We start from the raw sequence: 26,216 nt of genomic DNA on the forward strand, positions 1-26,216 counted from the left end.
TATGATGATGATGCATTGGTAGCGTTTTCAGATGCTCTGTCAATCTTTTTCGCGAACCGCCCACTGAGGGCAGAATGGCCTATTAATGCCTTGTGGTAACGTTTTCATCAGATTACAAACTGCTGACGCGGACGGCGGGGCTGCACCCGCGAAAACTGGAATATTCAAGATTGAGGACGTGCGGATGACTTCAAAAAGCGAAACCTCCGGCAAGCCAAATGTGCTTCTGGTGACAGTCGATCAATGGGCCGGACACGCGCTTGGCTGCGCAGGACATCCAGTGATCGAGACACCGACACTCGATTTCCTGGCTCGCATCGGCCGCAGGTTCGAAATGGCGTTTGCAGAGTGCCCAGTCTGCATACCGAGCCGGCGCTCGCTGATGCTTGGTGCGACGTCGCGGGCCCATGGCGACAGAACATTCCAGCCGTCGCTTGAAATGCCATCTTCGATGCCCACCGTCGCCGACTGCTTTCGCGAAGCCGGTTATCAGAGTGCGGCCATTGGCAAGCTGCACGTCTATCCAAAGCGTGATCGCATCGGCTTTGACGAAGCGCTGATTGCCGAGGAAGGGCGCGGTAATCTCGGCGGGGACGATGACTACGAGATCTTCCTGACCGACAATGGCCATCCCGGCGAACAGTTTATGCACGGCATGGGCAATAACGAGTTCCTGACCCGGCCCTGGCATCTGCCGGAACGATTGCACGTCACCAACTGGATCACGCAGGCAGCCTGCCGGACGATCAAGCGACGCGATACCCGCAAGCCCGGCTTCTGGTATGTCTCATACACGCATCCCCACCCGCCGCTCGCACCACTTCAAGCATATTACGACCGCTATCCGGCCGATGCCATCGATATGCCGGCGACTGCGGATTGGGCGGACGCGGCAGATGCGCCCTTTGCCGTCAGGGCGAGTCGAAATCTTTTCAAGGATCTTGGTCCGAAACAGGTGCGCGACGCGAGGCGAGCCGCCTATGCGCTGTCGACCCATATCGACCACCAGATCCGGCTTTTGATCGGAACGCTACGTGAGGAACAGCTTCTGGCGAACACAATCATTCTGTTCTGTAGCGACCACGGCGACATGCTGGGCGATTTCGGCATGTTCGCGAAACGCCTCATGTATCGATCCTCAGTCTCTGTTCCAATGATCCTTGTTGGCCCGCAAACATCCTCAAGGGTGGAGCCTGGGGTCGATAGAAATCGACTTGTTGGCCTGCAGGACGTCATGCCCACGTTGCTCGACCTCGCCGGTATCCCTCTGCCGGAGACATGCGATGGTCTCTCGATGGTTGGAGACGCCAAACGGGATCTCTTCTACGGCGAGATCGGCGACAACGCCCGTGCTTCACGGATGATCGTCGACGGAAAATACAAGCTTATTTGGTACCCGGCCGGCAACAGACTTCAACTTTTTGACCTCGAAAACGATCCTAGGGAGCAGGCCGATCTTTCCGAAGCGCCCGACCTCATCGATACCCGATCGAAACTGGAAGCCGACCTCATCGATCGCCTTTATGGTATAGACCTGGACTGGCTGGAAGACGGCAAGCTCAAGGGCTTTGATGCGCCGCTCCATCTGCCGGAACCGGGACGCGGACTTTCAGGCCAACGGGGACTCCACTATCCGCAGATCCCGCAAACCGATCCGAGCATTGTCGTAGGGGCCGCGGCAGATTAGTCCACCGGGTTCACCGCGATGCGAAGGCTCGCCAAGAGGCGGTTCCGGACCTCAATCGCGCTGTCCCACAGATTTTCCGTCTCCAGCGGGTCGTTTTCGAGGTCGAAGAGCAAGCCGTTCTCGAAGACATCTGGCGTCAAGGTGCCAAATTGCAGGCTTTCCTGGAATATGTCGGTGCGAAACCCAACGAGCAGCTTGTATCGTCCGTCGGTGATTGCCCGCCAGCCCCCCAGTCCGGATGTGACCGTCCTGCCCCTCAACGGCTCCGCGCCATTCATGATACCGGTCAGATCGGAACCTTCATAGTCACTGGGGACGGCGAGGCCTGCCAAGGAAAGAAATGTTGCTGGCAAATCAAGGAGGTTTCCTAGCAGGTCAGGCTCATGTCCCCGCGCCGTTACTGCAGGCCCTGCGAGCACCAGAGGGATGCGCACCGACGGTTCGTACGGAACCTGCTTCTTCCACAGATTTCGGTCGCCCAGCATTTCGCCGTGATCGCTGGCGAAAACAATCAGCGTCTCGTCCAACTGTCCGAGTTCTCGCAAGGTCTCGACATAGACGCCGAGCCATCGATCAATGTTTTCCAGCATCGCGGCATAGCGACGGCGGATATTCTGCTGCAGTTCCGCATCTTCGTTATTGCGCAAGCAAGGAAGCGGAAAGATGACGTCCTTCCAGCGCTCCGCCATGTCGGCCGTCACGTCCATCGGCTCGTGCGGACCCGGGAAATTCACGATCAGGAACCATGGCTTCGATGGATCGAAATCGCGAATGATCCGATCTGCTGCCTGCCCGACGAAATTGTCGTTATAGGCACCTTCCGGCAAGTTGACCGGCGCCACATTGGCATAGGTGTCCGGTGGACGCTGAATGCGGCCTTCCATCCAGTCCGTCATCGGCGGCTTTTCCTTGCCGACCGAGCGATGGGCATAGTCGGCCATGAACCGGTCGATCAAGCCGCGGTGTTTCAACATATTGGTATAGGGTTCTGGAAACCCGTCGGCATAAGCCTTTTCCGCGGCCTTCTTGCCGGCACTATCGAAACCGTGGCTGAAGCCAAGTTGTGCAAGCTGATCGATGCCGTTGACTCTGTGGCGACCATCCACACCCCAGCTATGGGCGCCTTTCAAAAGGTCCGACTTTCCCGCATTGGCGACCTGATACCCGCCATCGCGCAGCCGCCCATAAAACGTTGGCGTGCTTGGCGGGTTGTCCATGAGGTTGTTGCCTACGGGCGCGCGGCCATACCCTTTGCCGGTGGCGAAGCAGGATCGTGCCGGTGCGCAAAGCGGGCTCGGTGTCCAGGCGCGGCCAAAGGAAATTCCTCGCGCGATGAGCGCGTCGATATTCGGGGTTCGAAGCGGGAGATGGCCGAACGCGCCGAGCCAGTCGGCGCGCCATTGGTCAGGGAAAAGCATCAGGATGTTCGGACGCATGAATCTCGCTTTCTCCGACGCTTCACGACTTCAGATCGCTGGTTTGTTACCCGGCATCACATCGTAGGCGATGCGGAAGCCGGTATTGCTGGATGCGCTATCGGGAGACAGACCCATGCGGGCTGCAATACGGTAACGGTAGCAATAGCTTTTGTGGCAGAGAAACGAACCGCCTTTCAGCACCTTGTCGGCATTCTTCTTGGCTTGTTCGTTGCGTATCTTCGCCTGGCGTGAAAGAGAGCGGATTCGGAAAGCGTCGCTCGTCCATTCCCAGACATTCCCGGAGAGATTGTAGAAACCATTTTCCGTCGGCTCAAAGCTACGCGCCGGTGAGGTGCCAAGGAAACCATCCGCCAGAGTGTTCTGATGCGGAAAGCGGCCCTGCCAGATATTGCAAAAAACCTCGTCATCGGTGGGTTCCGCCTCACCCCAGGGATAACGCCGGCGACGATTGCCGCCCCGAGCGGCATGCTCCCATTCGGTTTCCGTCGGCAGGCGCCCACCCACCCAGGTCGCAAAGGCCACCGCGTCGTTCCAGGAAACCTGGGTCACGGGATAGTCCATCCGGCTCTCGATCGAACTCCCCGGACCTTCCGGCATGGCCCAGACCGCGCCGTCGATGCGTGCCCACCACGGTGTGCGCGCGACATTTTCGGCGGCGAGCCCCTTGTCTTCTAGCAGGCCGAAGAACACGGCTGCACAGCCAAACTTTTCAGCTTCGCTGACATAACCGGTCGCGGCGACGAATTCCGCAAAGCGGGCGACCGTCACCGTTTCCGCTTCGAGGAAGAAGTCACTCACATTAACTTTGCGCTCCGGCCCCTCACCATCGGCGACCAGGACCGGTTCATGGGTCCCGACGAACGTCTCGCCGCCCTTGACCGCGACGACCTCGCCGGCCTTGCCGTGCGACGTCGTCTTCGCAGTTTCGGCCGGTCCTTCAGTTTCATTGTTTCGGCTGACCGCCGAACAGCATCCGCTCATCGTATCTTCCCGAAATCCTTATTGCCCACGGGCGCACCTTCAGGAACCTACCTGCCGCTGTCGAAAAGCATTTCGAGCTGGAACTTGTGTGATGCGCCTCGTGACGTTGGTGAAAGCGCCCCGCTCTCGCGCAACTCTTTTCGCGGCAGGCGATCGTGTGTCGCAGGTTCAATGCACAACACGTTTATCCCTTCCTGGGCGTTGCGCAAGGTCTGCAGAAAAGGCAATTTCCGTCCGTCATACTTCAGCAGGAACCGCGCGCCCGCATCGGCGCCGGCTGCCAGTTCGACTTCCGCCACGGCAGCGCCGGACGGACGCACTTTGATCGCGTTTTCGGACAGGCAATCCCGAGAAATATCGGCACCGTTGAGGTTCAAGGTACTCTTCGGCGTCACGGCCGGAAAACCGAGATTGATATGGTACATCGCCATGACCGGGAGGTCGCCGGAAAGGACTGTGGCGCGGTCGGAAACGACGAGCGAACGACCACCGAGCGGCACGTAGATATGCCGCTGCAGCCGGATGGCGCCATAGTTCAGGTTGAACTGCGTCACTTCCGCCTTCACCCGGAAGAGGCATTCGTCGCCGTCCCAGACCGTGTCGGTGGCGATGATCTTCGCCGGCATGTGCATCATATTGCCGTGCAGGGGAAAGGCGCAGCCCTCGTCGGTTTCCGGCTGGCGGATATGGTCGAAGCCGCAGGTCGCCATCAGACCAGATAGGGCGGTATTCGCACCAATCGCATGGGGTGCAGAGGTTCCCATCGGACTGATCCAGCCGAAGGGGATATTGTCGCACCAGACCTGGCCGATATCGCAGCAGCGATCCGGCAGCAGATCGACGCGCAGCCCGCCGCCGCTTTCTATCTGAAGGAGGCGCATGCCGCGGCCGGCGCCGTCATCAACCGTCAGCGACTTGAAGCCCGCCACATGCATGAGATCGGGAAAAACTCGTCCGAGCTCCTGCTTTGTGAAAGCCTGGCCGAACAACATCACCATCTCGACACCTCGCACATTTTTGTTCGGATCCTCATCCTGCCAGGAGACTGTCACCGCTGCGGGCATCGAACACATGCCAGCGGTCGGCAACCGGCCTGACCCGCAGGACGTCACCCGCCGCCGGCGCTGCCGCCATGCCCTCGGGCACGCGCACGCCGATTGGACCGAAGGACGACTGGCCGAAAATGAAGATCTCGTGCCCCAGCCATTCGGTGACATTGACCTTGATCTCCAGGGCACCGGCCGTCTCCGCCGGACCGATCTCGAAATGCTCCGGCCTAATGCCTACCTTCACCGGCCCGCCGGGTTTCATCGCCGCCGCGAGCCTGGACTGACGCTCCTGAGAAGCCTGCAGATGCATGCCGTCAGCGCCGCCAAGCCGGAAACCGCGGTCGGTAATGTCCACCTGACCTGGGAGGAGGTTCATTTCCGGCGTACCGATGAAGGTCGCGACAAACGTGTTCCTCGGGCGCAGATAAAGGTCCTGGGGCGACCCGATCTGCTGAAGCTTGCCGTCCTTCAATAGCGCAATGCGATCCGCCATCGTCATCGCCTCGACTTGATCGTGGGTGACGAAGATCGAGGTCGCATTTAGTCGTTCGTGCAGCCGGCGGATCTCGATACGAGTCTGCGCGCGAAGTTTGGCATCGAGGTTGGAGAGCGGCTCGTCGAACAGGAAGAGTTTTGGATTGCGCACGACGCAGCGTCCCATGGCGACACGCTGGCGCTGACCGCCGGACAATTGCCCTGGCTTGCGGTTTTCCAGCCCGCCGAGATCGAGCATGATAACCGCCTCCTTGACGCGCCGATCAATTTCCGCCGGATCCTCGCCGCGCATTCTCAGCGCAAAGGACATGTTGTCCTTGACTGTCATATGCGGGTAGAGCGCATAGGACTGGAAAACCATGGCCAGATCGCGCGCCGACGGGTCGAGATGGGTAATGTCTTCACCGTCAACGAGGATCTTGCCCGAGGTTGTTTCCTCGAGGCCGGCGATCATCTTGAGCAGGGTCGATTTGCCGCTGCCGGAAGGCCCGACCAGAACAAGGAATTCGCCGGAATTGATCTCGAAGTCGATGCCGGGGATGACCTCGACCGCGCCGTAGGATTTGCCGACTTTCTGAAGCTGCAAGTGTGCCATTGGTTTTCCTATTTGACGGCGCCGGCCAGCAGGCCACGCACGACGAAACGCTGCCCGAACATGATGAACGCCAGTGCCGGGATCATTGAGAGCATGGATGCTGCGGCCATCTGGCCATAGAGGATCTGGTGCTCCTGGGCGAAGGTCGCAATGGCGACGGGAGCAGTCATCGTATCCTTATTGGAGAGGTTAAGGGCGATCGCAAAGTCGCTCCAGGCGGAGATGAAGGACAGCGCACCAGCCGCCGCCATTCCCCCAAGCGAAAGCGGCAGAATGAGATGGCGGAACACCTGCGCATAGGTGCAACCGTCCAGGCGCGCCGCCTGAACGAGTTCCTTCGGGATATTCATCACGAAGCCGATCATCAGGAAAAGTGCCATTGGCAGTCCCTGCACCACCTGTGCCAGGATCAGGGCGGTATAGGTGCCGTGCAATCCAACCTGTGTGAACATCACATACCAGGAACCCACAAATGTCAGGGTCGGCAGCATATGGAAGACCAGCGCCCAGCCGAGAAGAATAAAGGTCACCCAGCGCGGCGGTTGTAACCGCGCTACCGTGAAGGCGGCGACCGTTGCTATGGCCAGCACCAGCAGCGTCGAAACGACCGACACGACGGCGCTGTTCCAGAGGTTCCACAGGAAGTGGGATTGCCGGGAATTAATGATCAGTTGATAGTTCACGAGGGTGAACGGCGCGATAGTCGTGCCCATCAGGATATCGATCTGCCGCTTGAACGAGTTGGACAGGATCCACACCATCGGACCGAGAATGATCAGGGCGTAGCCCCAGGCCATCAGGTTACCGCCGATACTGCCGAGGTTTCGTTTGGCGTTCATGCGGTTTCCCTCTGTTTGCGCCTGCGGCGGACGACGGTGTTCGCCAGAATGATCAACAGGGCGATACCGAATATCGTGACGAGCGACATGGCGGATCCCATCCCCACCCGGTCCTGCGCAAAGAAGACGCGATTGATCGAGAAATTGATGACTTCAGTCGCCGTCCCGGGGCCACCACCCGTCAGCAAGAAGACCTCGTCGAAGACCTTGAACGACAGAATCATGCGGAATGCCAGTGTGATGAGAATAGTCGGCATCATTAGCGGGATCGTCACGTAACGCAGTTCCTGCCAATTGCTTTTCACATCCAGTTTCGCTGCGTCGAACACTTCCTGATCGAGAGATTCAAGACCGGCAAGCGTCAGCAGGAAAACGAACGGCGTCCAGTGCCAGACGTCGACGATGATGACCGACATCAGCGCGAACCTCGGATCGCCGAGCCAGTCGACTTGCGGCAGGCTCAAGAACGAAAGCAGCGAATTGACGATGCCGAAATCGCGACCCAGGAGAAGCCGCCACATAGCGCCGATAACGATCGGCGGAATGACGATCGGCAACAGGAAGATCGCCGTCAGCATGCTGCGGCCGATCTTCGAGGCGCGGCGCACAGCCAGCGCCATGGTGAAGCCGAAAACCATCTGCAGGGATACGGCGCAGATCGCAAAAACGATGGTGTTACGCACGCCGGCCCAATAAACGGCTTCGCCCGTAAAAAGCTCGTGGAAATTCTGCAGCCCGACGAAGTCAACCACGGCCACGCCGGACACCCACTTGACGTCCGCGAGGCTCAGATAGGCGAGGTTGAAGACCGGCCAGATGGATAGAAGCGCCAGAACGATGATGGCTGGCGCAAGAGAACCGATTCTCCACCAGAGATTAGCGCGCTCGATTCTCGCCGCGTCTAGGGAACGTAACGCCATTGTAAGAGATTACTCCATGGATGGGGATGCCCGGGGCATTTGCCCCGGGCATCGTGCGGCTCACAGCATCTTGGGAGGAGTGAGTTTATAGCCGGCCGCTGTCAGGATCTGGTTCATCTCGGTCGCCGCTCCGTTCAGGGCGTCCTTGGCAGAGATCTCGCCGATGAGCGCCCGATTGAGGTAGAGCGAGATGACTTCCTTCAATCGCACGCCTTCCTTCAGCGGAGTGTTCATCTTGGCGACATCGGCATTGTCGGAAAACGCCTTGATGAAGCGATAGGCCGGATCGCCGGCAAGTTTGGTGTCGCCGAGATCCTTGCGGATCGGGATGCCCCCCGCTTCGGTGTAAGCGATCTGTGTATCCTTCTGCAGGAACCACTTGAGGAATTTCAGCGCTGCCTTCTGGTTGGGCTCCGGCACGTTCTTCGGGATGCCGGCCATCCAGTGCCCGGCGACGGAGGCGTGCTTGCCGCCCGGTCCGGCCGGCAGCAATGTGGTTTCGATCGTGTCTGTGACGATCGACTTGTTCGGATCCTGAAGATCGGCAACGGCGGCGATGACTGCCGTCCCTTGGGCTGCCTTCCCGGTGGAAAGAAGCTGGATCAGTTCCGCCTGCTCGAGCGCGCCGGCATTGCCAGCGCCAACTTCCTTGTTCAGCTTGATGAACATCTCCAGAGCCTGCAACCCCTGCGGGCTGTTGAGCGTAACCGAGTAGTCGCCATTCTCCGGATTGGCAAAGAAACTTCCGCCGTAGCTGAAGAGGGCCGGCGAGAAATCGAACAGGATCGACTCGCGGGTGCCGCGCGAGATAAAGCCGTAAGTCTTGGGCGGGTTGTGAAGTTTTTTGGCATTCGCCATCAGGTCGTCCCAAGTCTGCGGCACTTTCAGCCCGGCCTGCTTGTAGAGGTCGCTCCGGTAATACAACACCAGCACGTTGCCATTCGTCGGAACCCCATAGAACTCACCCTTGGGGTCGAAGCTGCTCGTCTTGGCATTCCAGTTTGTCGAACCGCCGAAATCCAGGACGCCTTCCGGCAGCGTGAAACTCGGATCGATCTCCTTCAGCGGCCGCAGGAAACCGCCGGCATACATCTCTGCCAGCCCCTGCGCGTTGATATTGATGAGATCGTAGGAGCCTTGCTGGGCCCGCACCGAATTGCGCATCTTATCGACCATGCCGCCGAAAGGAGTCACGTCAAGCTGAAACTTGGTGCCGGTTTCCTTCTGGTATTGATCGACCAGCGATACGAACGAGTTGAGCCACGGCGACTGGCTGATCAGGATCCTGATCGACGGAGTTTCCTGCGCGAATGCCGGAACCGCCAGGCTCGCCGCCAAGGACAGACCAACCAGCAACCGGCCGAAAGCTCTTCTGCTAAATCTACCAATTTTTCTATCGGGCATTTCAGTTTCTCCTCCCTGAATTGAAGTCTCGCTTACGAATTTTCTAACCCCATCCAGTCGAAGAATTCCGGCGTCGCGGAATGCCGCCTGAGGATCGTCGATATGGCGCCCTTGAGGCGCTCTTCCACGTCGGGCGCGTCCAGAGGGTTCAACTGGAACGGATCCGCCACATTATCGTAGAGCGCCGTCTTGAAGCTCTTGAAATGCCCGCGGTCGCCGCCAGGCGGGCGGCGGGCATCATTCAGCGCCCGGATGCTCAGCACCGGCACTCCCTTGGTGAAGGCCAACGGCTCGTGAAGTTCCGCCGTCTTCAACTCCTTGAGGTCGAAGAAATGATGCAGGTGCGTCGGCATCAGGGTGTATTCCCTGAGATTTTCATCGTCGAGGTCGGGCGGATAGAGGAAGCAGCTATGCCTGCCGTCCGTGACGCCGATCGCACCCCCGAACATCCCGAATATGACCGATCGATCCTGCACGTCGTTTTCGACCAGGTCGAGAATGGAGGTCCCCTGCACTTCCGGCGGAATTTCCTGACCGAACAGTTTGAGGATCGTAGGCATGAGGTCGGGTGTCTGCGTCACGACATTCGTACGGGTCCCCTTGCGCGCGCCAAGATCGGGGTGATGCACGATGAGAGGAATATGGGAAATTTCCTCGTAGTACGGCATCACGTTCTTGGCCCACCAGTCGTGCTCGGATAGCAGGTAACCGTGGTCCGTCGTGAGGATGATGCAGGTATCCTCCCAGAGATTGTTGGCATCGAAATAATCCAGCAGCTTGCCGAAATATTCGTCACACATCGCTACCAGCGCCGCATAGTTGGCGCGGATCTCGGCGATCTCGTCCTCGCTTTCGCTCACCGGCGCATATTTTGGCCAGTCGATGATCGGACCGTCGTAATTCGTCTTTAGCCCCTGGCGGAACCGCTCCGGCGTATAGAAGGGCTCGTGCGGATCGAAACATTCGAGATGCAGCATCCAGTTGTCGGCACCGCGATTGTTGTCGAGGAATTCGAATGCGCGTTCGAAACATTGAACGGCCGGGAAATCTTTCTCCTGCCTGATGAATTCCCTGTTGACCTGATGCTGCAGACGGTTCGCCTGGTTCGGTCCGTTATAATGCTGGCTGGAATATTCTTTCCTGAATTTTTCCAGCGGCGGCTGCACAAGCGCCTTCCAGGTGTCGTATTCCTGCCCCCGGACAAAGTCCCAGGTGGAATAGCGGGAATGATAGGTCGCGCCGCCATCCTCGAAATAATGGAAATGATCGGTCAGCAGATGCGTATAGACGCCGCCCTTCTTCAGCAGCTCCGGCATGGAGTTGTCGAAGGGCTCAAGTGGTCCCCAGGAGCGATGCATGAAATTGAGGCGACCCGTATGAAGGTCACGCCGCGCCGGCATGCACGGAAGGCTGCCGACATAGTGATTATCGAATGTCAAAGAACGGGCAGCGAACCGATCGAAATTCGGCGTGGGTACGGTCGTCCCGCCGTAACAGCCCAAAGCATGCCTGTTCAAAGAATCGAACAGCATAAAAACTGCGCGCATCAGCAATCCTCCATAAGCGGAAACTAGCGGCAGTCTCTGGGTTACGCTAATACCTCTCACATCAATGTCGATAACCGGGGGATATCGCAGATGTCGATGCACCATATATGGCGACTGCATCATTTCCTGAGTGTTGCAGATCATGGCAGCTTTCATGCGGCGGCCCGCGCGATCAATGTCAGCCAGCCGGCGCTCACCAAATCGATCCGTCTCCTTGAACAGGATCTCGGCTGCCCGCTGTTCCTACGGCTGCCTGGCGGCGTGCGCCTGACGGAGGCAGGCGAACTGTTCCGACATCGGGCGAGGGAAATCGAAGCAGCCTGGAATGCGTCGCTCGTCGAGTTGAAGGTTCAGACGAAGGGGCTCGGCGGCGAAATGCGGATTGGCGGCGGCCCGGTCTATTCGGCCGTTTATTTCCCCAACATGCTGGCTGACCTGCGCTCGAATTTCCCGAACCTGCGCATCTCGGTGTCGACCGGCGTGGGTGCCGACCTGATGCCGTTCCTGCAACGCGGCGATCTTAGGGCCTATGCGGGCGGCATTCCAACCGAGGTCGATGGCCTTGGGCGCGATTTCATCACCGACATCCTGTACGATCAGGATAATTCGATTTTCGCGTCCTATCAGCATCCGCTGTTTGCGGAAGGTGATGTCACTCCGCAGAGGCTCCTGGATTTCCCCTGGTTAAGCCTGTTCAGCGGCGGATTGGCGAATGGCAAGATTGACCGGTTTTTTGAAAGCAAGGGCCTTCCCGCCCCTCAGCTCGCACTTGAATCCCATTCACTCCAGATCGCCCTGAAAATGCTGGTGGAGCACAATTTCATCGCCTGCATGCCGGTGCCGCTCGCCCAGAGTTATTCGACCTTGCAGCTGAGGGAAATCAGGCTCGACGGATTCCGCTGGAGCATTCCGACCGGCATTACCTATCACAAGTCCTCCAAAGACTTTGCACCGATCAAGCTCATGTTGAAATCCCTGGAGAAGGCAACGGCGCTTTTCGCCGCCGCGGCCGGCTGAGTTCATAAAGAAAAGGCCCCGCATTCGGGGCCTTTCGGTATCATTGCGAAAGCCCGTACCAGCGGTAGACTTCCTGAGGCGTATCGTGCGCCCGGAGTTCCGCAATCAGCAATTCGACGAGGCGTGCCTGCTGGTCGGTATCTTGACGCTCTTTCTGCTGCTTCGGATCGTCCATGACATTATAGAGCCGTGTGCCGAGATCCTCGAAACCCTTCCCGTCATTGCCGGGCGGTCGGGGAGCTCCTCTCAGCGCGTCGAAAGCGAGGAGCGGCACGCCCTTGGTAAAGTCGAAGGGTGGTACCAGGCGGGCGGTGCGGAGTTCATTCACGTTGAAAGGCACGGTCATATGTGCAGGCGCCAGCGTGTATTCCGCCAGGCCTTCCGCCAGAACATCCGGTGGGTAATGATAGAGAACCCACTCCCCGTCGGTCACGCCGATCGGCCCTGAATACACGCCGAACACTGCCGCCTCGCGCTTCTTGACATCCTTCTCCATCAGCGGCAGCAGACTGTGCGACCTAACCTCAGCGGGAATAGGCAAGCCGTGCAGCTCCATGAAGGTCGGCATCAGGTCGCCGGCCTGTGTCAGGCTTTTCCGACGCTCACCTGCCCGATCCGTGAAGGCCGGGTGATGGATCATCAGCGGGATATGCGAGATTTCCTCAAAATACGGCATCCTGATCTTGCCCCACCAGCCATGTTCCGACAGCAAGAAACCATGGTCCGTCGAGAGCACGATGCAGGTATCCTCCCACATGCCATGCTCATCCATATAATCGAGCAGCTTGCCGAAATACTCGTCGCACATGGTGACGAGCGCCGCATAATTGGCTCGGATCTCCGCCATTTCCTCCGGGTTCTCGGCGACCCTGTCATAGTGCGGCCAGTCCAGAATACCCCCGTCGTAACCCGTTCTGTACATCTCCTTGAAGCGATCAGGCGCATGGAAAGGCTCATGCGGATCGAAACATTCCAGCATCAGGAACCAGTTATCCGCCTTGTTGTTCTTGTCGAGGAAATCGAAAGCCGAGGCAAAGCAGCGCGGGCCGGGCATGTCCCGCTCCTCGGTCATCTGCGTTCTGTTGATTGCGTGCTGCAGCCGCTTGTTCGGCTTCTTGACGTTATAGTGCCGCTGGTCGAATTGCGCGGCAATCGCCGCCAGCGGCGGATCGACCAAGGGAACCCAGGGATCGTATTCCTGGCCGCGAATATAGTCGTAGCTTGAGAACTTCGTATGGAAGCCATGACCGCCATCTTCGAAATAATGCAGATGGTCGGTTATCAGATGGGTGTAGACGCCATTCTGCTTCATCAGCTGGGCGAAAGAGTTGTCGTACGGCTCGAGCGGCCCCCAGGACCGATGCATGAAATTTAACCGTCCGGTGTGCAAATCGCGACGGGCCGGCATACAGGGAAGCGATCCTGCATAGTGCCGGTCGAACGTGACGCAACGCTGCGCAAACCGATCAAAATTCGGCGTCTCGATTCCGGTTCCGCCATAACAGCCGAGCGCATCGCGATTGAGCGAGTCGAAAAGAACAAAGATCGTTTTCATGGGGCCTCCGTTACGATGTTGTAGAGGCTCATGTTGCCAACGGATAATCGATCCGAGTTCGGGAGAGATAACAAAAAGTAATCGGCAATGACCACTCCGAGGTGGTTCCTTGCGCCTACCACGTCCATTCCAATTTCGAGCTGGCAGTTGCTACTTCAAAGAATGTCCGAAGTCGCGTCGATGATCTGCGTTGGCGACGAAGGTATTTGCCCACCTAATCGGCGGCACGTTCCATACGCGGCTCTTGAAGGGAGCCGAACCGGCGGCTGGCTTAAGTCTTTGTAAGGACTCGCTTCGAGGCGTAATGCCAATTTATGGAACCGAGGTTTTTTGGTTGACACACAACAGCAGCTTTCCGTTCGCGAGTAGCGCAGCCGCGGTAGCCGCTGAATTATCTATCGCTGAACGACAGCTGGTAGGGTCTTGGGCGACATGGAGCGATGGATATGCCTTAGCCCGAACAATAGGTTCTTAGCGGGCGTTTCCAAAGCGGTTGCGATGATGGCTCGTTAGTGAATGTCGCGCCAGCACCCCATCCCTGTACGATCGGGTGCTTCCTGATTGCCCCAGAGTTGTGCCGCAATTAACCTCTCAAGCGAAATGATCATGACCTCGCCCTAGTCGCCCTCCGCGAAAATAAGTTCCCGCCGCTTGCGGACGGACGAAAGTGCCGGCGCGGCAAGGAGCACAAGCGCGATCAGTAGCATTGTGGCGCTTATAGGCCGCTCAACGAAGACCGTCATGCTACCCCGTGAGAGCAACAGCGCACGACGAAGGTGTTCCTCCATCATCGGCCCGAGGATAAATCCGAGCAGCATCGGCGCAGGCTCGCACCGCAGCTTGACCAGAATGTATCCCATCATGCTGAAGAGCAGCAGCATCCAGACATCGAACATCGAATTGTTAAAGCTGAAGACGCCGATGCAGGTGATCACCACGATCGCCGGAAAGAGAAGATGATATGGAAAGGTGAGAAGCTTGACCCAGAGGCCGACCAAGGGAAGGTTGAGCACAACGAGCATCGTATTGCCAATCCACATGGAAGCTATCAATCCCCAGAACAAGGCTGGTTGCTCGGAAATAACGTTCGGCCCCGGCTGGATACCGTGGATCATCAAGGCCCCGATCATCAGCGCCATAACCGGATTGGATGGCAGCCCGAGGGTCAGCATAGGAATAAAGGAAGTTTGGGCTCCTGCGTTGTTAGCGGATTCAGGCCCGGCCAGTCCCTGCAAGACGCCGGTCCCAAACTTTTCAGGATGCCGTGAAATCTTCTTTTCGATGGCGTAGGAAGCGAACGAGGAGAGGGTCGCACCGCCGCCCGGCAAGATGCCGAGAACAGAGCCGATCGCGGTGCCGCGAAGGATTGACCCCAGCGCCTCCCAAAAACGCGACAGCCCCGCAGCGAGGCCGGTGACCTGGGTCACAGTCGTCTGCTGCTCGGATTGATCTTCAAGATTACGCAGCACTTCAGCGACGGAGAATAGCCCCATAGCGATTGCGACGATTGCGATCCCGTCATAAAGTTTCAGGGCGCCGAACGTATATCGTTGGACGCCCGACGTGACGTCGGTGCCAACCAGCCCGAGCAGCAGACCGAGAACGGCCATCGCAACCGCCTTGAGGACTGAACCATTCGCGAGCGCAATCGCTGCTATCAAGCCCAGCACCATAAGAGAGAAGTATTCTGCTGGACCAAACAAAAGCGCAGCCCTGGCGAGTGGTGGCGCGAGCAAAGCGATGATAATTGTTGCGATAGTGCCCGCGATAAACGAGCCCACTGCGGCCATCGCCAGGGCTTCGCCCGCCCTACCCTTCCGAGCCATCTGATAGCCATCGAGTGCTGTCACGACGGAAGAGGACTCGCCCGGGGTGTTGATCAAGATTGCTGTCGTCGAGCCACCATACTGCGCGCCATAGAATATGCCGGACAACATGATGAAGCCCGATACTGGTGGCAGCCCGAACGACAGCGGCAGAAGCATCGCCACAGTCGGTGCAGGGCCTAAGCCCGGCAGGACACCGATCAACGTCCCGATCAGCACACCCGCAAAACAGTAGAAGAGATTGATAGGCGAAAGGGCGGTTTCAAAACCTAGTGCCAGATGCGAGAGAAGCTCCATCTCAACCTCCAAACCAATAGCCGACGGCGTAGAACGGCAATCCGAGGCCGACACGGAAGATCAGATCGGAAAAGATAGTGGTGCCGACTGCAAGCAACACTGCTGATGTCCACCGGAATTTCGGGCTTGCGGATGCGGTGAGAACGACGACGACAGGCAGGATGAGGTAGCTGCCAACCGGCTGCATGAACCCTGCAAATATGGCGATAGCCGCGAGCACGCGTGTCATCGGCCCGAGCTTCGGCATGTGGAAACTATCGTCCGAGAGAAAGCTCCTGACGAATATTGCCACGCCGAAACCGATCAGTACTCCAGAGAGAATAACGGGAAAGAAGCCCGGGCCGATCCTCAACATCGACCCAAACCCGAAATCGAGCCCAAGCCACAGGAATGCAGCTCCCAGCACGATAAATGTCAGCCCAGCCAGCCGATCGATGCCAATTGAAATGCTCATTTCACATAAACTCCAAATCTGTCGCCTGGAATGCCGCCAAGGATTAAACACCGCCCACAATGACGGAGGGATCCTGCAGCGGCGGTGCGGGGAAATGGAGCCCGCGCTGGCCGGACAATCCCCGATTAGGAGCTACGGTGGTGACCGGAACTGGAAACCCAATGAAGTCTTGATCGTCTACGGCCTGTAAATCTTCGCCGTAAAGCTCCTCGCGCAGGCGCCGCTTCAAAATCGATAGGACATCGCCATAGGAGCTGTCATCACTCCGATCGACCATCTCCCTCGGGTCGGCTACCAGGTCAAACAGCTGGAAGCGGCTGCCAGCCGGATACCAGATGAGCTTGTGGCGGCCGTCATGCACCATGCGCATCGCCTTTGGTCCAAGCAGTGCTTCGCCATAGAGAAATTCGCGGCGTTCGTCAGACACCATGGATTTACCCTCGCAAGTTTCCGGAACCGGCAGCCCTGAAAGGGTCAATAGTGTCGGCATGATATCCTGCAAACCGACCAATCGGTTGTCTACGCGTCCGATCTGCACGCGGCTGTCGGACGCCGTTCCGACAAGGATCATCGGCACATTCGCCGATCCTTCGTACATCAATCGTTTTGCATAGAAGCCGTGGTTGCCGAGCATATCGCCATGGTCGCTGGTGATCAGGATGATCGTATTGTCGAGAACTTGCTCCTCGCGCAAGGTGCCGATCAGGATGCGGATCTGGTGGTCGATGTGGGTGCAGAGCGCATAGAACGCGCGACGCATATCAGCGAGTTGTTCGGGAGGCAGCTTCGCCCAATAGTCGCGCGTCAATTCCAAAGGATGGGGAAGCGCAGCATCGGCCCCAGCCCATGAACCTGTATATGGCGCATCCATCGTCCTCGCTCGGTACCGCTCCAGATAACCCGCTAGAGGAATGAGCGGCGGATGCGGCGGGGTGTAAGAGACATGCCATAAACCCGGTTTGGTTGGGTCACGACGCTTCATGCTGCGAGCGGCAGCCCAGGTAGTCCAGTTGGTCACGTGCAGTTCTTCCGGCAGGTGCCAGGTCCGCCAACTGTACTCATTGTTGCTCATGCCGTGCATGAACTGCTGGCCCGGATATCCCTTGTCGGCCAGGAACATCTCGTAATCGTCGGTCCCGCCGAGGGCTCCCCGCCCCTCCTCCGCAAGCAAAGCATCATCGAACCCGATCCGGTCCCTCTGCGGGTAAACGTGGAGCTTGCCGATCGCCTGCGTCTGGTACCCGTGGCGACCGAAGGTATCGGCCAACGTCGGAAGGTCCGGCGGCATCCTCAACGCGGGCTGGAACACCCGGTCGCCATGCCGGCGCGGGCTTGTGCCGGTCATGATGGTCCGCCTGGCGGGAATGCAGATCGGGCATTCCGAGTAGGCACGCGAAAACCGCGTTCCAACGGACGCGAGATGATCGAGCGTCGGTGTTTCGATCACCGGATGTCCTGCGCTTCCCAAGAGGCTGCCGGGCCATTGATCGACGGTGATGAAAAGAACATTCGGACGCGCGGCTTCGCCGCCAGGCAGTTTGTGCTTCATGGATGCTACTCGATCAATCCTGAGTGGCACCGGACGAAGCCACCAGATCCTTCATCTTTGCGTTTTCAGAGGCGATAAACTGCGCGAACTTGGCGGGGGAGCCACCCGCGACGCCGATATTGAGATCCGAGAATTTGTTCTTCACCTCGTCCTGGTGGATGATCTCGTCGACTGCCGCATTGACCTTGCTGACGATGTCATCGGGCACGCCCGCAGGATAGAAGATCCCGTGCCAGGAGTTGAAGGAGTAATCTTTCACCCCTGCTTCTGCCATGGTCGGCACGTCAGGCAGGGCTTTCGCGCGTTCGCTCCCGGTGACGGCGAGAGCTCGCAGGTTGCCGCTCTTCACCTGAGGAACGGCGGTTCCGTCGATCATCATCTGGACGTGGCCGCCAACGACGTCGGTCAGGGCTGGAGCAGAACCGTTGTAGGGGATGTGGACGGGTTTGATGCCAGCGAGCTTCTTGAAATACTCGAATGCCAGATGCTGCGGTGAACCGTTGCCGGACGAGGCGTAAGAGAGGCTGTCCGGTTGCGCCCTGGCGAGCGCAATCAGTTCTGCGACCGAATTGGCTTTGACTTGAGGGTTGACGACCAGAAGCAGGGGGACAGACGTGATCTGGATGACCGGCTTGAAGTCCTTGATCGAGTCATATGTCAGCTTCTTGTAGACATAAGGGCTGATCGCATGAGTGCTGATGTCACCAATCTGCATCGTATAGCCGTCGGCTGCGGCTGTTGCCAGTTGCGTCGTCGCGAGTGTCCCACCGGCCCCAGGCCGATTTTCGATAATGACGGATTTGCCCAGCTTTTCACCTAGCTTCGGCGCAATCGTGCGAGCGAGCAAGTCCGTATTGCCGCCCGGCGCGAATGGAACGATTAGAGTGATCGGCTTAGCGGGCCAGCCGTCTTGGGCAAAAGAGACGGATGTATGCAGGCCCAACGCGACAATGGCCGCGACAGCGGTGGATAAAATGGTTTTCATGATGCCTCCCTAGGATCGTGCGACCCTCCTCAAGAGCCGCATTGCATGGCTGTGCCACGCGTGGGATATAAGCTAGCGTACGAATACCTGATTTAGAAATTAGAGGTGCTAATAAGATCAAAATGGATCAACGGCTTCTCAATTCCTTTGTCGTGCTTGCTGAAGAGCTCCATTTCATTCGCGCCTCGGAGCGGTTGCGGATAACGCAATCGGCGCTCAGCCAGCAGATAGCGAAACTGGAACACGAGTTGGATGTCCAGTTGTTCGACCGCACCCGTCGACGTGTCGCGTTGACTGACGCCGGCCAAAGTCTACTTGAAGAAGGTAGCGTCGCCCTCAAACAACTGACTCTCGCCGTCGATATGGCGAAAAGAGCAGCACAGGGCCGTGTCGGACGGCTGACGATCGGTTTTGCCGATGCTGCGGCGCTGAACGTTCTGCCCACACTGACGTCAGAATTTGCGCGGCTTTTTCCGGAGGTCAACATCATCCTCCATGAAATGATATCGGCCGATCAGGTCGAGGCTCTTCGAGCGGGCAGGATTCAGATCGCCTTCCTTCGCCCCGTCTTCGACGAAGAGGACTTTGAGACCGCTTTGCTGCTGCGTGAGCCCTACGTGGTTGCCATTTCGGCGACCCATAGACTGGCGGCGTCAAAGGCTATCAGGCTTGCGGACTTGTGTGACGAGGGCTTGATCACAACTCAACGGATCAAGGCAAGATATGTGCAGGGCAATTTTCAGCCCTACCTGAAGAGGGCAGGAATACACCTGAAGACAGTTCAGGAAGTAAATGAGCTTCATGCGATTCTCGGGCTTGTCGCCGGTGGTCTGGGGATCGCCTTCTTCCCCCGATCGATCACGAAACTGCAGCTCGAAGGCGTGGTCTACAAGGCGCTTCACCTCGACGAAACGCCAATGGCGGAAATGCTCATCGCCAAACGATCGGATGATCGGACAGCGACGGCATTGCGCTTCATGGAGATGGCAAAGAAATTCTACCGGCCGCCGCGATAACACTCACGGTGACGCGCCACCATTAGCGAAGACGCTTGCCCGTATCCTTGTCGAAGAACAATGTCTTGTCAGCTTGCGGCTTGATTTTCAGGACGTCACGCTGCCGCGCCCCGATCCTGCCCTTAAAGACGCAAACACCGCCCTGCCCCCCAGGCTTGCCCCAAACTGCGTCTCCAACGCGGTCCGACTAGAGTCCGCCGCGCAACTTTGGCCGCGATGGGAACCGATTGCATGCGTGGGACCGCTGCTAAAACCGCTTCTCCCTTCGTCGAAACGTTCGACCTAACTCCTAGTGAACCTTTGTTAGGGACAGATTTGAGAGCTTTTCCGGATTGCGTACCACGAAGATATCGGTGACCTCGCCATCGGCGTTGTAAGCAAACGTCAGTGCGCCAACGGGCTTCCCAGCATCTAGAAGGATCAGCCCCGGTGAACCGTTGATGTCTTCGACAGCGAGCTCATACGAAGACCACCATTGACTGAGATTGTCCGTAACAAAGGATAGGACGTCTTGCCCGATCAATATCTCATTGAGGGTCACAACCTTGCCGCCACCATCCGCTGTGAGCCGGACGTCTCTTGCCAGAAGGTGAGCCAGGGGTGTCGGGTGCCCCGTTCGAACAGCAGCTTGGAACGCGGCGAGGAGTTCTTCCTGCCTCTCCACGGTCGGGTTGTACCGTCGGTGATCGTCGCCGATGCGGCTCTTGGCGCGGGAGACGAGCTTGCGGCAATTCGTTTCATTCATGTCGAGTGACGCCGCAACATCGGCATAAGACATCTCGAAGATCTCGTAGAGCAGGAAAGCCGCCCGCTCTCTCGGGCTCAGTCGTTCCAGCATCAGCAAAAAGGCTGTAGAAAGGGAAGACGCTAGATCCATTTGTCTCTCGGCCTCGTTCTCAGTGACGGCGTGCAGTGGTTCAGGGAGCCAATTGCCGACATAGTCGACCCTGCGGCGGTATGATGCTCTCAGGAGGTCCACGGAGATGCGGGTACAGACCGTCGTCAACCAGGCTCCCGGCGAAGCGACATCTGCCTTGTCCGCAGCTCGCCAGCGCAGGTATGTGTCCTGGACGGCGTCCTCAGCCTCCGCGCGCGAGCCGAGGATCCGGTACGCGATCCCCAGAAGTCGGGGCCGCATGGTTGCAAAGACCACCGTGTGTTCTTCATTGCAGCAGGCCGACGCGAGATCCTCGCGCCGACCCGAACTTTGCTCACTCACTTGCAAGACCTTTCATCCACTTCGGGGTCGCCGAGCGGAACTCTGACGGTCCCGCAAGCAGTGCCGCCGTTTCCCGCTCATATTCCGGGTACCATGGCTGTTGAGTAAAGTCGCGACCACTCGTCTGATCGGCGTAGAGCTGGAACACGACGATAACGTCAGGATCCTTGTCATCGAAGCAGTAGAAATAGGCCGGTTGTTGGCTGTTAGCCGCCACATAATCACGGACGTATCTTTCCCAGATTTCCTGGACTTCGCTACGCTTGCCAGGCTTGGCAGTATGCCTCACGAAAAGGGCTGTCTTACACATGCTTTTCTCCTAAGTTTTCATGCTTTGCTGAGGGTGACGGAAAGGGTGAATGGGCCAAACGCTCTGTCTGCGCGGTTAGTCTGTCTGCGGGATCAACAATTGCTTCTGGCGTGTCGAAGGACTCGTTGGACCACCAGCAAGGCGATCAGCGGTGCTAGCGAAAAGCCAAGGAACAGCGCTCTTGCTGCCGAAGAGGCGCCAGTTATGCCGCCCGGATCGATCAACCCACCCAGGTTGGCGGTCATACCGGCGATGGCTACGCCGAGCGCGGTCGCGGAAAGCTGCACGGTCGTCACACCACCCGCGGCCAAATCCCGTTCCGACGGGGGCGCGTTCTTGAAAACACTCGTTACCAGATGAGGCCAGACCAAGCCGATACCGAAGCCCACGAGAACAAGACCAAAAGAAATCGGAGCCAGGATGATGATTTGCCCTTGGCTGCTCAGGGGAAGCGTGGCGCACAGGATCAGCAGGCCGATGAAGACCGTCAGCGGACCGATGATTAGCAGGCGCGATGTGGATTTGTTTTCGACCGTGCCAGAGCTGACTATCGATGCTGCTGTCCAGCCCATTGCCATCAACGCGGCAAGATAGCCGGCGGCTAGCGGCGATTGCCCGTGAAGGATCTGCAGAAAATAGGGGACAAAGACATCCGGCTGCATGCTGATGACGAGAAAGGCGACCGTCGCGTAGAGGGCGGCGAGAGGACTGGAACTCGCGAGAGTTCCGGTCGGCAGGAGCCGTACGCTCGCGATGCGCTCTATCCTGAAAAGCAGACCGATGAGAAGCCCGGCAACGAGCAGCCCGGCGATGTTGATGCCGAGAATGGTGCTCGTGCTGGCGGCCGAAACACTAAGCACGGCAACAGTGAGCAGAAGGAGTTGCCGGCCAGGCAAGGCCGAGCTGTCACCTTCTGCCCCAGCCTTGCGGCCAGGAAGAACAAGCCAGGCGATCATTCCAAATATCCCGATGATTGGCACCAGCGACCAGAAAGCGGCGCGCCACGCGCCCGATTCCGCGAATGCACCGCCGACGGCCGGGCCGATGAGAGTGGAGACGCCCCACATGGCGGAGATCAATCCGATCGCGCGAGACCACAGATGCTGTGGGTAGACCTCCCGGATGACGGAGTAGGCGAGCGCGTAGAGGCACCCTCCTCCCAGACCCTGTACTACCCGCCCACCGAGAAGGATCGGCATGCTTAGAGCGAAAGAGCAGACCGTAGTGCCTATTCCGAAAAGAATCGCTGCCGCCGCGTACGCGCCGCGAGCCCCGGTTTTACGGAGCAGTCGGACCGAGAGAGCGGAGCCGAGGATTGAGGCGACGACGAAGAGCGTCGTGCTCCAGGCGTAGTAGTCGAGTCCTCCGATCTCGGCGACAACCGAAGGCATGACCGTGGTAACGATGTAGATGTTTATTGCATGAAGGGTGACACCACCAGCAAGTGCAAGCGAAAAGACCCCGTTTCGTCCGCGGAGAAGCTGTGCCCAGCCACCGGAAATGAGCGGAGAGGAGATGTTGGTTGTCATAGTGCCTCCAAAGGGTCTGCCATCCATCTGGAGGCAGCAACAGGTTACTTTGCTGGCATGACGAATGGACTTGGAGGTTTGTGACGCACCCAGAAGGTTTTTTTGGCCAACTTGGCCGTAAGTCATCCGGCGCCAGACTCTCTTGTTAGTCTCCCCGGAGATGAGCCTTGGTTCTGTGATCACCTGCGCAAATCCGCACGAGATCGGCAAGGATCGTGCGAAGCTCCGGCCACGGCGCTTCCTGGAGGGCAGAGCGTGGATCCTCCATTTTCAGGAGGGAATGCAGCTTCACCGCGACGCCGGCGACAGATCGAGGCACCGCGCTCCACAATTCCTTTGCCAACGCCTCCTCGACATCTGCGATTTCCTTCTCGGCTTTTTTCGCCCTGGTATATCCGACCCGCTTGTCCGCCGTCTTCCATTCGCGCCGGCGGGCCGCCAATGCGGTCCTTGCTTGCCGCCGCATTTCATCTTGATCAGCGTTCGGCAAAAGGCGGTCGATCTCCCGACCGCAATAGGCCCAGATGAAACCACAGTCTTCGGAGAGCGGGACTTTGGCGCGGGGGAAACTACCGAATTCTCGAAGCAACTCCGTCTCGAGCTTTTGCTGCCGACGGCAGGCTTCCCCGCAGAGCCTGTGGGCAACCAGCCAATCTCTCCAAAGTGATACCACCGGATCGTCTTGCTCCGAACTCTCCGTCCGCCCAGATCCACCTGCGCGGGCGGGCGCGGCTGCGATCGAAGCCGCAACGCGTGCAAGGAGGTTTCTGCGCGTAGCCCCAGAAGAGACATCCTTATTCCGGGAAGAGGCCATTGGGACCGCCTCCGACCACAACGAGGTCCGTGAGCATCGCTTCCAGTTCGGCCCACGGTAATTTTCGGCGGGTGATTGCAGACAAAGTTCTGCTATTCTCAGAATCAGCCATGATCCAAGCTCCAGAAGCCAGATTGTGGTTGAGCCTCACGCTAAGGAACGAAGGCTGGATTAATTCGTAACAGGGATACGATAACGGCAGATGATTTGTGTTTCAACAAAAAATCGTAGCGGTGGTACGAATTGAAGCCGATCCAGTGCAAAATGGCTCGGACAGCTTTAGGCTGGGGCACGCGTGATTTGGCCAGGAACGCCGGGGTTTCCCCAGACACGATTGCGAGACTCGAACGAGGTGAGAACTTGCGCGCCTCGACAATTTCTGCTGTCCAGAGCGCCATCGAAGCTGCCGGTATCGAATTCATTCCGGAAAATGGCGGCGGCGTAGGCGTACGTTTCGCGCGGGCGACCGAGCACGAGAAGTAGCGCCACTCTTCGAGACGCCCCGACGGCAGGTAGATCCCGCCACGAACAAGAGCCGGGCCTTTCGGTCTCTTCCCTATCTTGCCCCGTGAAGCGGGGTCGCCCTATAACGGCGCAATGACCTCTGACTCAAAGATTTTTGTGAGCCTGCGGCCAATCCGCAAAAGCCAGCCCAAACATCAGGAACCAGATGGGCCAAAGTGCCAGTGGGACGGATGCGAAAAGAGCGGCACGCACCGTGCGCCGGTGGGGCGTGAAGCAGAAGGGCTATTTCTGCTGTTCTGTCCCACGCATTTGGCGGCATATACCAAGGGCTACAACTTCTCACCGAGCCTGTCCGATCCCGTGACTGCCCGTTATCAGCGAGAGGCCGCCAGCGGTCTTCGGGCAACCATTGGCGTAAAGGTCAATCGAGTTACAGAACCCCCTCTCCCATCCAAGGCCCGATCAGGCTCAGCAAAAGCGATCAATGCGCGAAAGAGTGCAGCCGAGCGGCACGCACCGTGCGCCGCGAAGCGGGTTCGCAAGCTCAAGGTTCTTGAAGCAAAAGCATTCAAGACGCTCGGCATTTCACCCGACGCGACACCTGAAGAGATCAGGAGGCGCTACAAGGAGAAACTCAAGATGCACCACCCGGACGCCAATCAAGGCGATCGCAATTCGGAAGACGAGCTCCGGGCGGCCATAGAAGCTTATAAAATCCTCAAGCTCAACGGCTTCTGTTGAAACTGGCGAGGGTGCTTTCTTCTGCTGACGCCCCGGATCCCGGGCACTCCGTTTGTCCGCGACGTCACATAAACCACCTGGCTTTCAAGGTGAAAGACAACCTATTCTCCAAACGGAAGTTCAACTTCTTCGCGAATTTTTTTTGCCCCCTCGATCAGGACGGTCTTAAGCCGCTCGGCGTCTTGTGCCGGCAGCATCCCAGCCCCGGCTCGAATGCCTTCCTGCCATGCAGGCCCGCGTTCCCACGCTTCGTTGTAGACGAGTGCCAGGTCGGCGGACCGCCGCGTCTGCAGCAGGGCCTCAAAAAGCAGCGCAGCTTGGCGGACGTCCTTCTCTCGTTTCGCTGCCCCCTGCCCGTCAATGTGCCGGCGGCTGGCGACGATGAGCTTGTGGATCGCGTACCGGGACGGATCTGGGACAACGACCGGGACACCGCTCCGGTGGAGCAGCATTGTCCTGACCGGTTCCCTGATGAGGAAGTCGAGAAAGCGTAGTGGATCCGCGCTGGCGCCACCAAGGGCGGGCATCTTCGCCGGCTGGTCGATGTAGTCATCCGAACCACGGTTCGACGTGAGGAATTCGACCCGGTAGCCGTCAGCATTTTGGAACGCCGACGAGGCCGCAGATCCCGATCGATGGGGAACCGGCCGGAAGCTGGCGTCGACGCCCTGCAGCAACTCGACGATCGGAGGCAGGCTGTCTTCAACCTCCCGGCTGATGGCATAATCCTGGGCGATGTCCGCATCGCCGGTCAGGATCGCAGCCATGGGAAGGCGCACGCCCAGCAGTCCTGAATAGCACTGAAAAGCCACTGTGCCGATGAGAACAGCCCGGAGCCGAAAGAGACCGCCGTCTGCAAGGGCCTCGACGATGTCGCCCGACATGGCGTCAGGGGCGATCATCCCACCGTCGCGGGTCAAAGTGTTGACCAAGCGCCTGCGAGCGCGGAGATCGTCCTTGTCCCGCTTGTGATCGGCTACGCGCTGCGCGATATCCGGATCGTCGGCAGAGCCGACATAGCGACGTTTTGTACCGCCCTGTCCATCGGGTATATCGAAGTACCAGTACTTGCGCCCCTTGATGTTCGCCGGGGTGAACCGGCCTTCCGGAGGGAAGTCGGCCGTCCAGGCGGCATCGAGCGAGCGCTGGCCCAACTCGGCGAGCATCGTCTGGTACATGAGGTCGATGGACTTCATAGGCTCGACTTTGGCGTTATACTGTTTTTCAAAAACAGTATAACCATCGAGAGGATGCCGCAAGATGGGATCCTAGCTCTAGCGCCTATGCCCGGTTTGAACCAAAGACCAGCTCTTAGATTGAATATCAATGAAAATTCCTGCTCTTCACCTTCAGCGTATCGATATGAAGATCAGGCACTTATCCCGAGCCGGATACTATGCCGAGCCCATTCCCCAAAGCCCGAGATTTCCGGTAAACCAAGCTCAATGGCTCGGCATAATATCTCGCACTGAAAGGCAGGATT

The 26,216-nt window shown here is 58.3% G+C and carries 23 protein-coding genes; 5 read left to right on the forward strand and 18 right to left on the reverse strand.

Annotated elements, in window-relative coordinates; all coding sequences use genetic code 11:
• Window positions 1–184: 184 nt before the first annotated feature.
• Entirely contained in the window at window positions 185–1,687 is a 1,503-nt protein-coding gene (locus ACSQ3G_RS30570) for a sulfatase-like hydrolase/transferase (RefSeq protein ID WP_436113008.1), read from the forward strand.
• Here the strand turns inward: ACSQ3G_RS30570 and ACSQ3G_RS30575 are convergent.
• Genes ACSQ3G_RS30575 through ACSQ3G_RS30610 form a run of 8 tightly spaced genes read right to left on the reverse strand, consistent with a single transcriptional unit; the run spans window position 1,684 to window position 10,956 of the window.
• Window positions 1,684–3,123, reverse strand: a complete 1,440-nt coding sequence (locus ACSQ3G_RS30575) for a sulfatase family protein (protein ID WP_436113009.1) — start codon at window positions 3,121–3,123, stop codon at window positions 1,684–1,686. The two genes, ACSQ3G_RS30570 and ACSQ3G_RS30575, sit on opposite strands and share 4 nt — an antisense overlap.
• A 30-nt stretch (window positions 3,124–3,153) precedes the next feature.
• Complete coding sequence (locus ACSQ3G_RS30580; protein WP_436113010.1) at window positions 3,154–4,107, reverse strand: SUMF1/EgtB/PvdO family nonheme iron enzyme; 954 nt, start codon at window positions 4,105–4,107, stop codon at window positions 3,154–3,156.
• Window positions 4,108–4,154: 47 nt separating this feature from the next.
• Complete coding sequence (locus ACSQ3G_RS30585; protein WP_436113011.1) at window positions 4,155–5,171, reverse strand: DUF4432 family protein; 1,017 nt, start codon at window positions 5,169–5,171, stop codon at window positions 4,155–4,157.
• The gene (locus ACSQ3G_RS30590; RefSeq protein WP_436113012.1) at window positions 5,137–6,246 is read right to left on the reverse strand and encodes an ABC transporter ATP-binding protein; all 1,110 of its coding nucleotides are present in this window, start codon (window positions 6,244–6,246) and stop codon (window positions 5,137–5,139) included. Before ACSQ3G_RS30590 ends, ACSQ3G_RS30585 begins: the two co-directional genes overlap by 35 nt.
• Window positions 6,247–6,254: 8 nt before the next feature.
• On the reverse strand, window positions 6,255–7,085 hold the full coding sequence (locus ACSQ3G_RS30595; RefSeq protein ID WP_436113013.1) for a carbohydrate ABC transporter permease: 831 nt from the start codon (window positions 7,083–7,085) through the stop codon (window positions 6,255–6,257).
• Complete coding sequence (locus tag ACSQ3G_RS30600) at window positions 7,082–8,005, reverse strand: carbohydrate ABC transporter permease (RefSeq protein WP_436113014.1); 924 nt, start codon at window positions 8,003–8,005, stop codon at window positions 7,082–7,084. Before ACSQ3G_RS30600 ends, ACSQ3G_RS30595 begins: the two co-directional genes overlap by 4 nt.
• Before the next feature lie 60 nt (window positions 8,006–8,065).
• A complete protein-coding gene (locus tag ACSQ3G_RS30605; protein WP_436113015.1) occupies window positions 8,066–9,409 on the reverse strand; it encodes an ABC transporter substrate-binding protein in 1,344 nt (447 codons plus the stop codon).
• A 32-nt stretch (window positions 9,410–9,441) separates the two neighbouring features.
• Entirely contained in the window at window positions 9,442–10,956 is a 1,515-nt protein-coding gene (locus ACSQ3G_RS30610) for a sulfatase (protein ID WP_436113016.1), read from the reverse strand.
• Between the two features lie 90 nt (window positions 10,957–11,046).
• Here ACSQ3G_RS30610 and ACSQ3G_RS30615 point away from each other — a divergent pair, with 90 nt between their 5' ends.
• Entirely contained in the window at window positions 11,047–11,973 is a 927-nt protein-coding gene (locus tag ACSQ3G_RS30615; protein WP_436113017.1) for a LysR family transcriptional regulator, read from the forward strand.
• Between the two features lie 40 nt (window positions 11,974–12,013).
• Here the strand turns inward: ACSQ3G_RS30615 and ACSQ3G_RS30620 are convergent, their stop codons facing one another.
• The 5 genes from ACSQ3G_RS30620 to ACSQ3G_RS30640 form a co-directional block, all read right to left on the reverse strand.
• Window positions 12,014–13,528 carry a sulfatase gene (locus ACSQ3G_RS30620; RefSeq protein ID WP_436113018.1) on the reverse strand — a complete coding sequence of 505 codons (1,515 nt, stop codon included), beginning with the start codon at window positions 13,526–13,528 and terminating at the stop codon, window positions 12,014–12,016.
• Window positions 13,529–14,145: 617 nt separating this feature from the next.
• The gene (locus ACSQ3G_RS30625) at window positions 14,146–15,651 is read right to left on the reverse strand and encodes a tripartite tricarboxylate transporter permease (protein WP_436113019.1); all 1,506 of its coding nucleotides are present in this window, start codon (window positions 15,649–15,651) and stop codon (window positions 14,146–14,148) included.
• 1 nt (window position 15,652) lies between these two features.
• Window positions 15,653–16,105 (reverse strand): tripartite tricarboxylate transporter TctB family protein, encoded by a 453-nt coding sequence (locus ACSQ3G_RS30630; protein WP_105405250.1) that lies wholly within the window; start codon window positions 16,103–16,105, stop codon window positions 15,653–15,655.
• A gap of 43 nt (window positions 16,106–16,148) precedes the next feature.
• Window positions 16,149–17,654: a sulfatase-like hydrolase/transferase gene (locus tag ACSQ3G_RS30635; RefSeq protein WP_436113020.1), complete on the reverse strand. Its 1,506-nt coding sequence runs from the start codon at window positions 17,652–17,654 to the stop codon at window positions 16,149–16,151.
• A 13-nt stretch (window positions 17,655–17,667) separates the two neighbouring features.
• Complete coding sequence (locus ACSQ3G_RS30640; RefSeq protein WP_436113021.1) at window positions 17,668–18,639, reverse strand: Bug family tripartite tricarboxylate transporter substrate binding protein; 972 nt, start codon at window positions 18,637–18,639, stop codon at window positions 17,668–17,670.
• Window positions 18,640–18,761: 122 nt separating this feature from the next.
• Between ACSQ3G_RS30640 and ACSQ3G_RS30645 the strand changes: the two genes are divergently transcribed.
• Complete coding sequence (locus ACSQ3G_RS30645) at window positions 18,762–19,655, forward strand: LysR family transcriptional regulator (protein ID WP_436113022.1); 894 nt, start codon at window positions 18,762–18,764, stop codon at window positions 19,653–19,655.
• A gap of 289 nt (window positions 19,656–19,944) precedes the next feature.
• Here ACSQ3G_RS30645 and sigJ read toward each other — a convergent pair whose 3' ends face one another.
• The 4 genes from sigJ to ACSQ3G_RS30665 all read right to left on the reverse strand — a co-directional run bounded on the left by sigJ (window position 19,945) and on the right by ACSQ3G_RS30665 (window position 23,527).
• Window positions 19,945–20,874, reverse strand: coding sequence for an RNA polymerase sigma factor SigJ (sigJ, locus tag ACSQ3G_RS30650; RefSeq protein ID WP_436113239.1), 930 nt, complete (start codon window positions 20,872–20,874; stop codon window positions 19,945–19,947).
• A complete protein-coding gene (locus ACSQ3G_RS30655; protein WP_436113023.1) occupies window positions 20,867–21,184 on the reverse strand; it encodes a putative quinol monooxygenase in 318 nt (105 codons plus the stop codon). Before ACSQ3G_RS30655 ends, sigJ begins: the two co-directional genes overlap by 8 nt.
• 92 nt (window positions 21,185–21,276) lie before the next feature.
• Window positions 21,277–22,713: an MFS transporter gene (locus ACSQ3G_RS30660; RefSeq protein WP_436113024.1), complete on the reverse strand. Its 1,437-nt coding sequence runs from the start codon at window positions 22,711–22,713 to the stop codon at window positions 21,277–21,279.
• A 145-nt stretch (window positions 22,714–22,858) separates the two neighbouring features.
• The gene (locus ACSQ3G_RS30665; protein WP_436113025.1) at window positions 22,859–23,527 is read right to left on the reverse strand and encodes a hypothetical protein; all 669 of its coding nucleotides are present in this window, start codon (window positions 23,525–23,527) and stop codon (window positions 22,859–22,861) included.
• A 264-nt stretch (window positions 23,528–23,791) separates the two neighbouring features.
• Between ACSQ3G_RS30665 and ACSQ3G_RS30670 the strand changes: the two genes are divergently transcribed.
• Both ACSQ3G_RS30670 and ACSQ3G_RS30675 read left to right on the forward strand, forming a co-directional pair.
• Window positions 23,792–24,010 carry a helix-turn-helix domain-containing protein gene (locus ACSQ3G_RS30670; RefSeq protein ID WP_037085034.1) on the forward strand — a complete coding sequence of 73 codons (219 nt, stop codon included), beginning with the start codon at window positions 23,792–23,794 and terminating at the stop codon, window positions 24,008–24,010.
• A 114-nt stretch (window positions 24,011–24,124) separates the two neighbouring features.
• Complete coding sequence (locus ACSQ3G_RS30675) at window positions 24,125–24,733, forward strand: J domain-containing protein (protein ID WP_436113026.1); 609 nt, start codon at window positions 24,125–24,127, stop codon at window positions 24,731–24,733.
• A 101-nt stretch (window positions 24,734–24,834) separates the two neighbouring features.
• On the opposite strand, the gene ACSQ3G_RS30680 is transcribed toward ACSQ3G_RS30675, so the two are convergent.
• Window positions 24,835–25,929, reverse strand: a complete 1,095-nt coding sequence (locus tag ACSQ3G_RS30680; RefSeq protein ID WP_436113240.1) for a nucleotidyltransferase family protein — start codon at window positions 25,927–25,929, stop codon at window positions 24,835–24,837.
• Window positions 25,930–26,216 lie beyond the last annotated feature (287 nt).

The sequence above is a fragment of the Neorhizobium tomejilense genome (assembly GCF_964254135.1).
In the GTDB taxonomy this organism is placed as follows: Bacteria; Pseudomonadota; Alphaproteobacteria; order Rhizobiales; family Rhizobiaceae; genus Neorhizobium; species Neorhizobium tomejilense.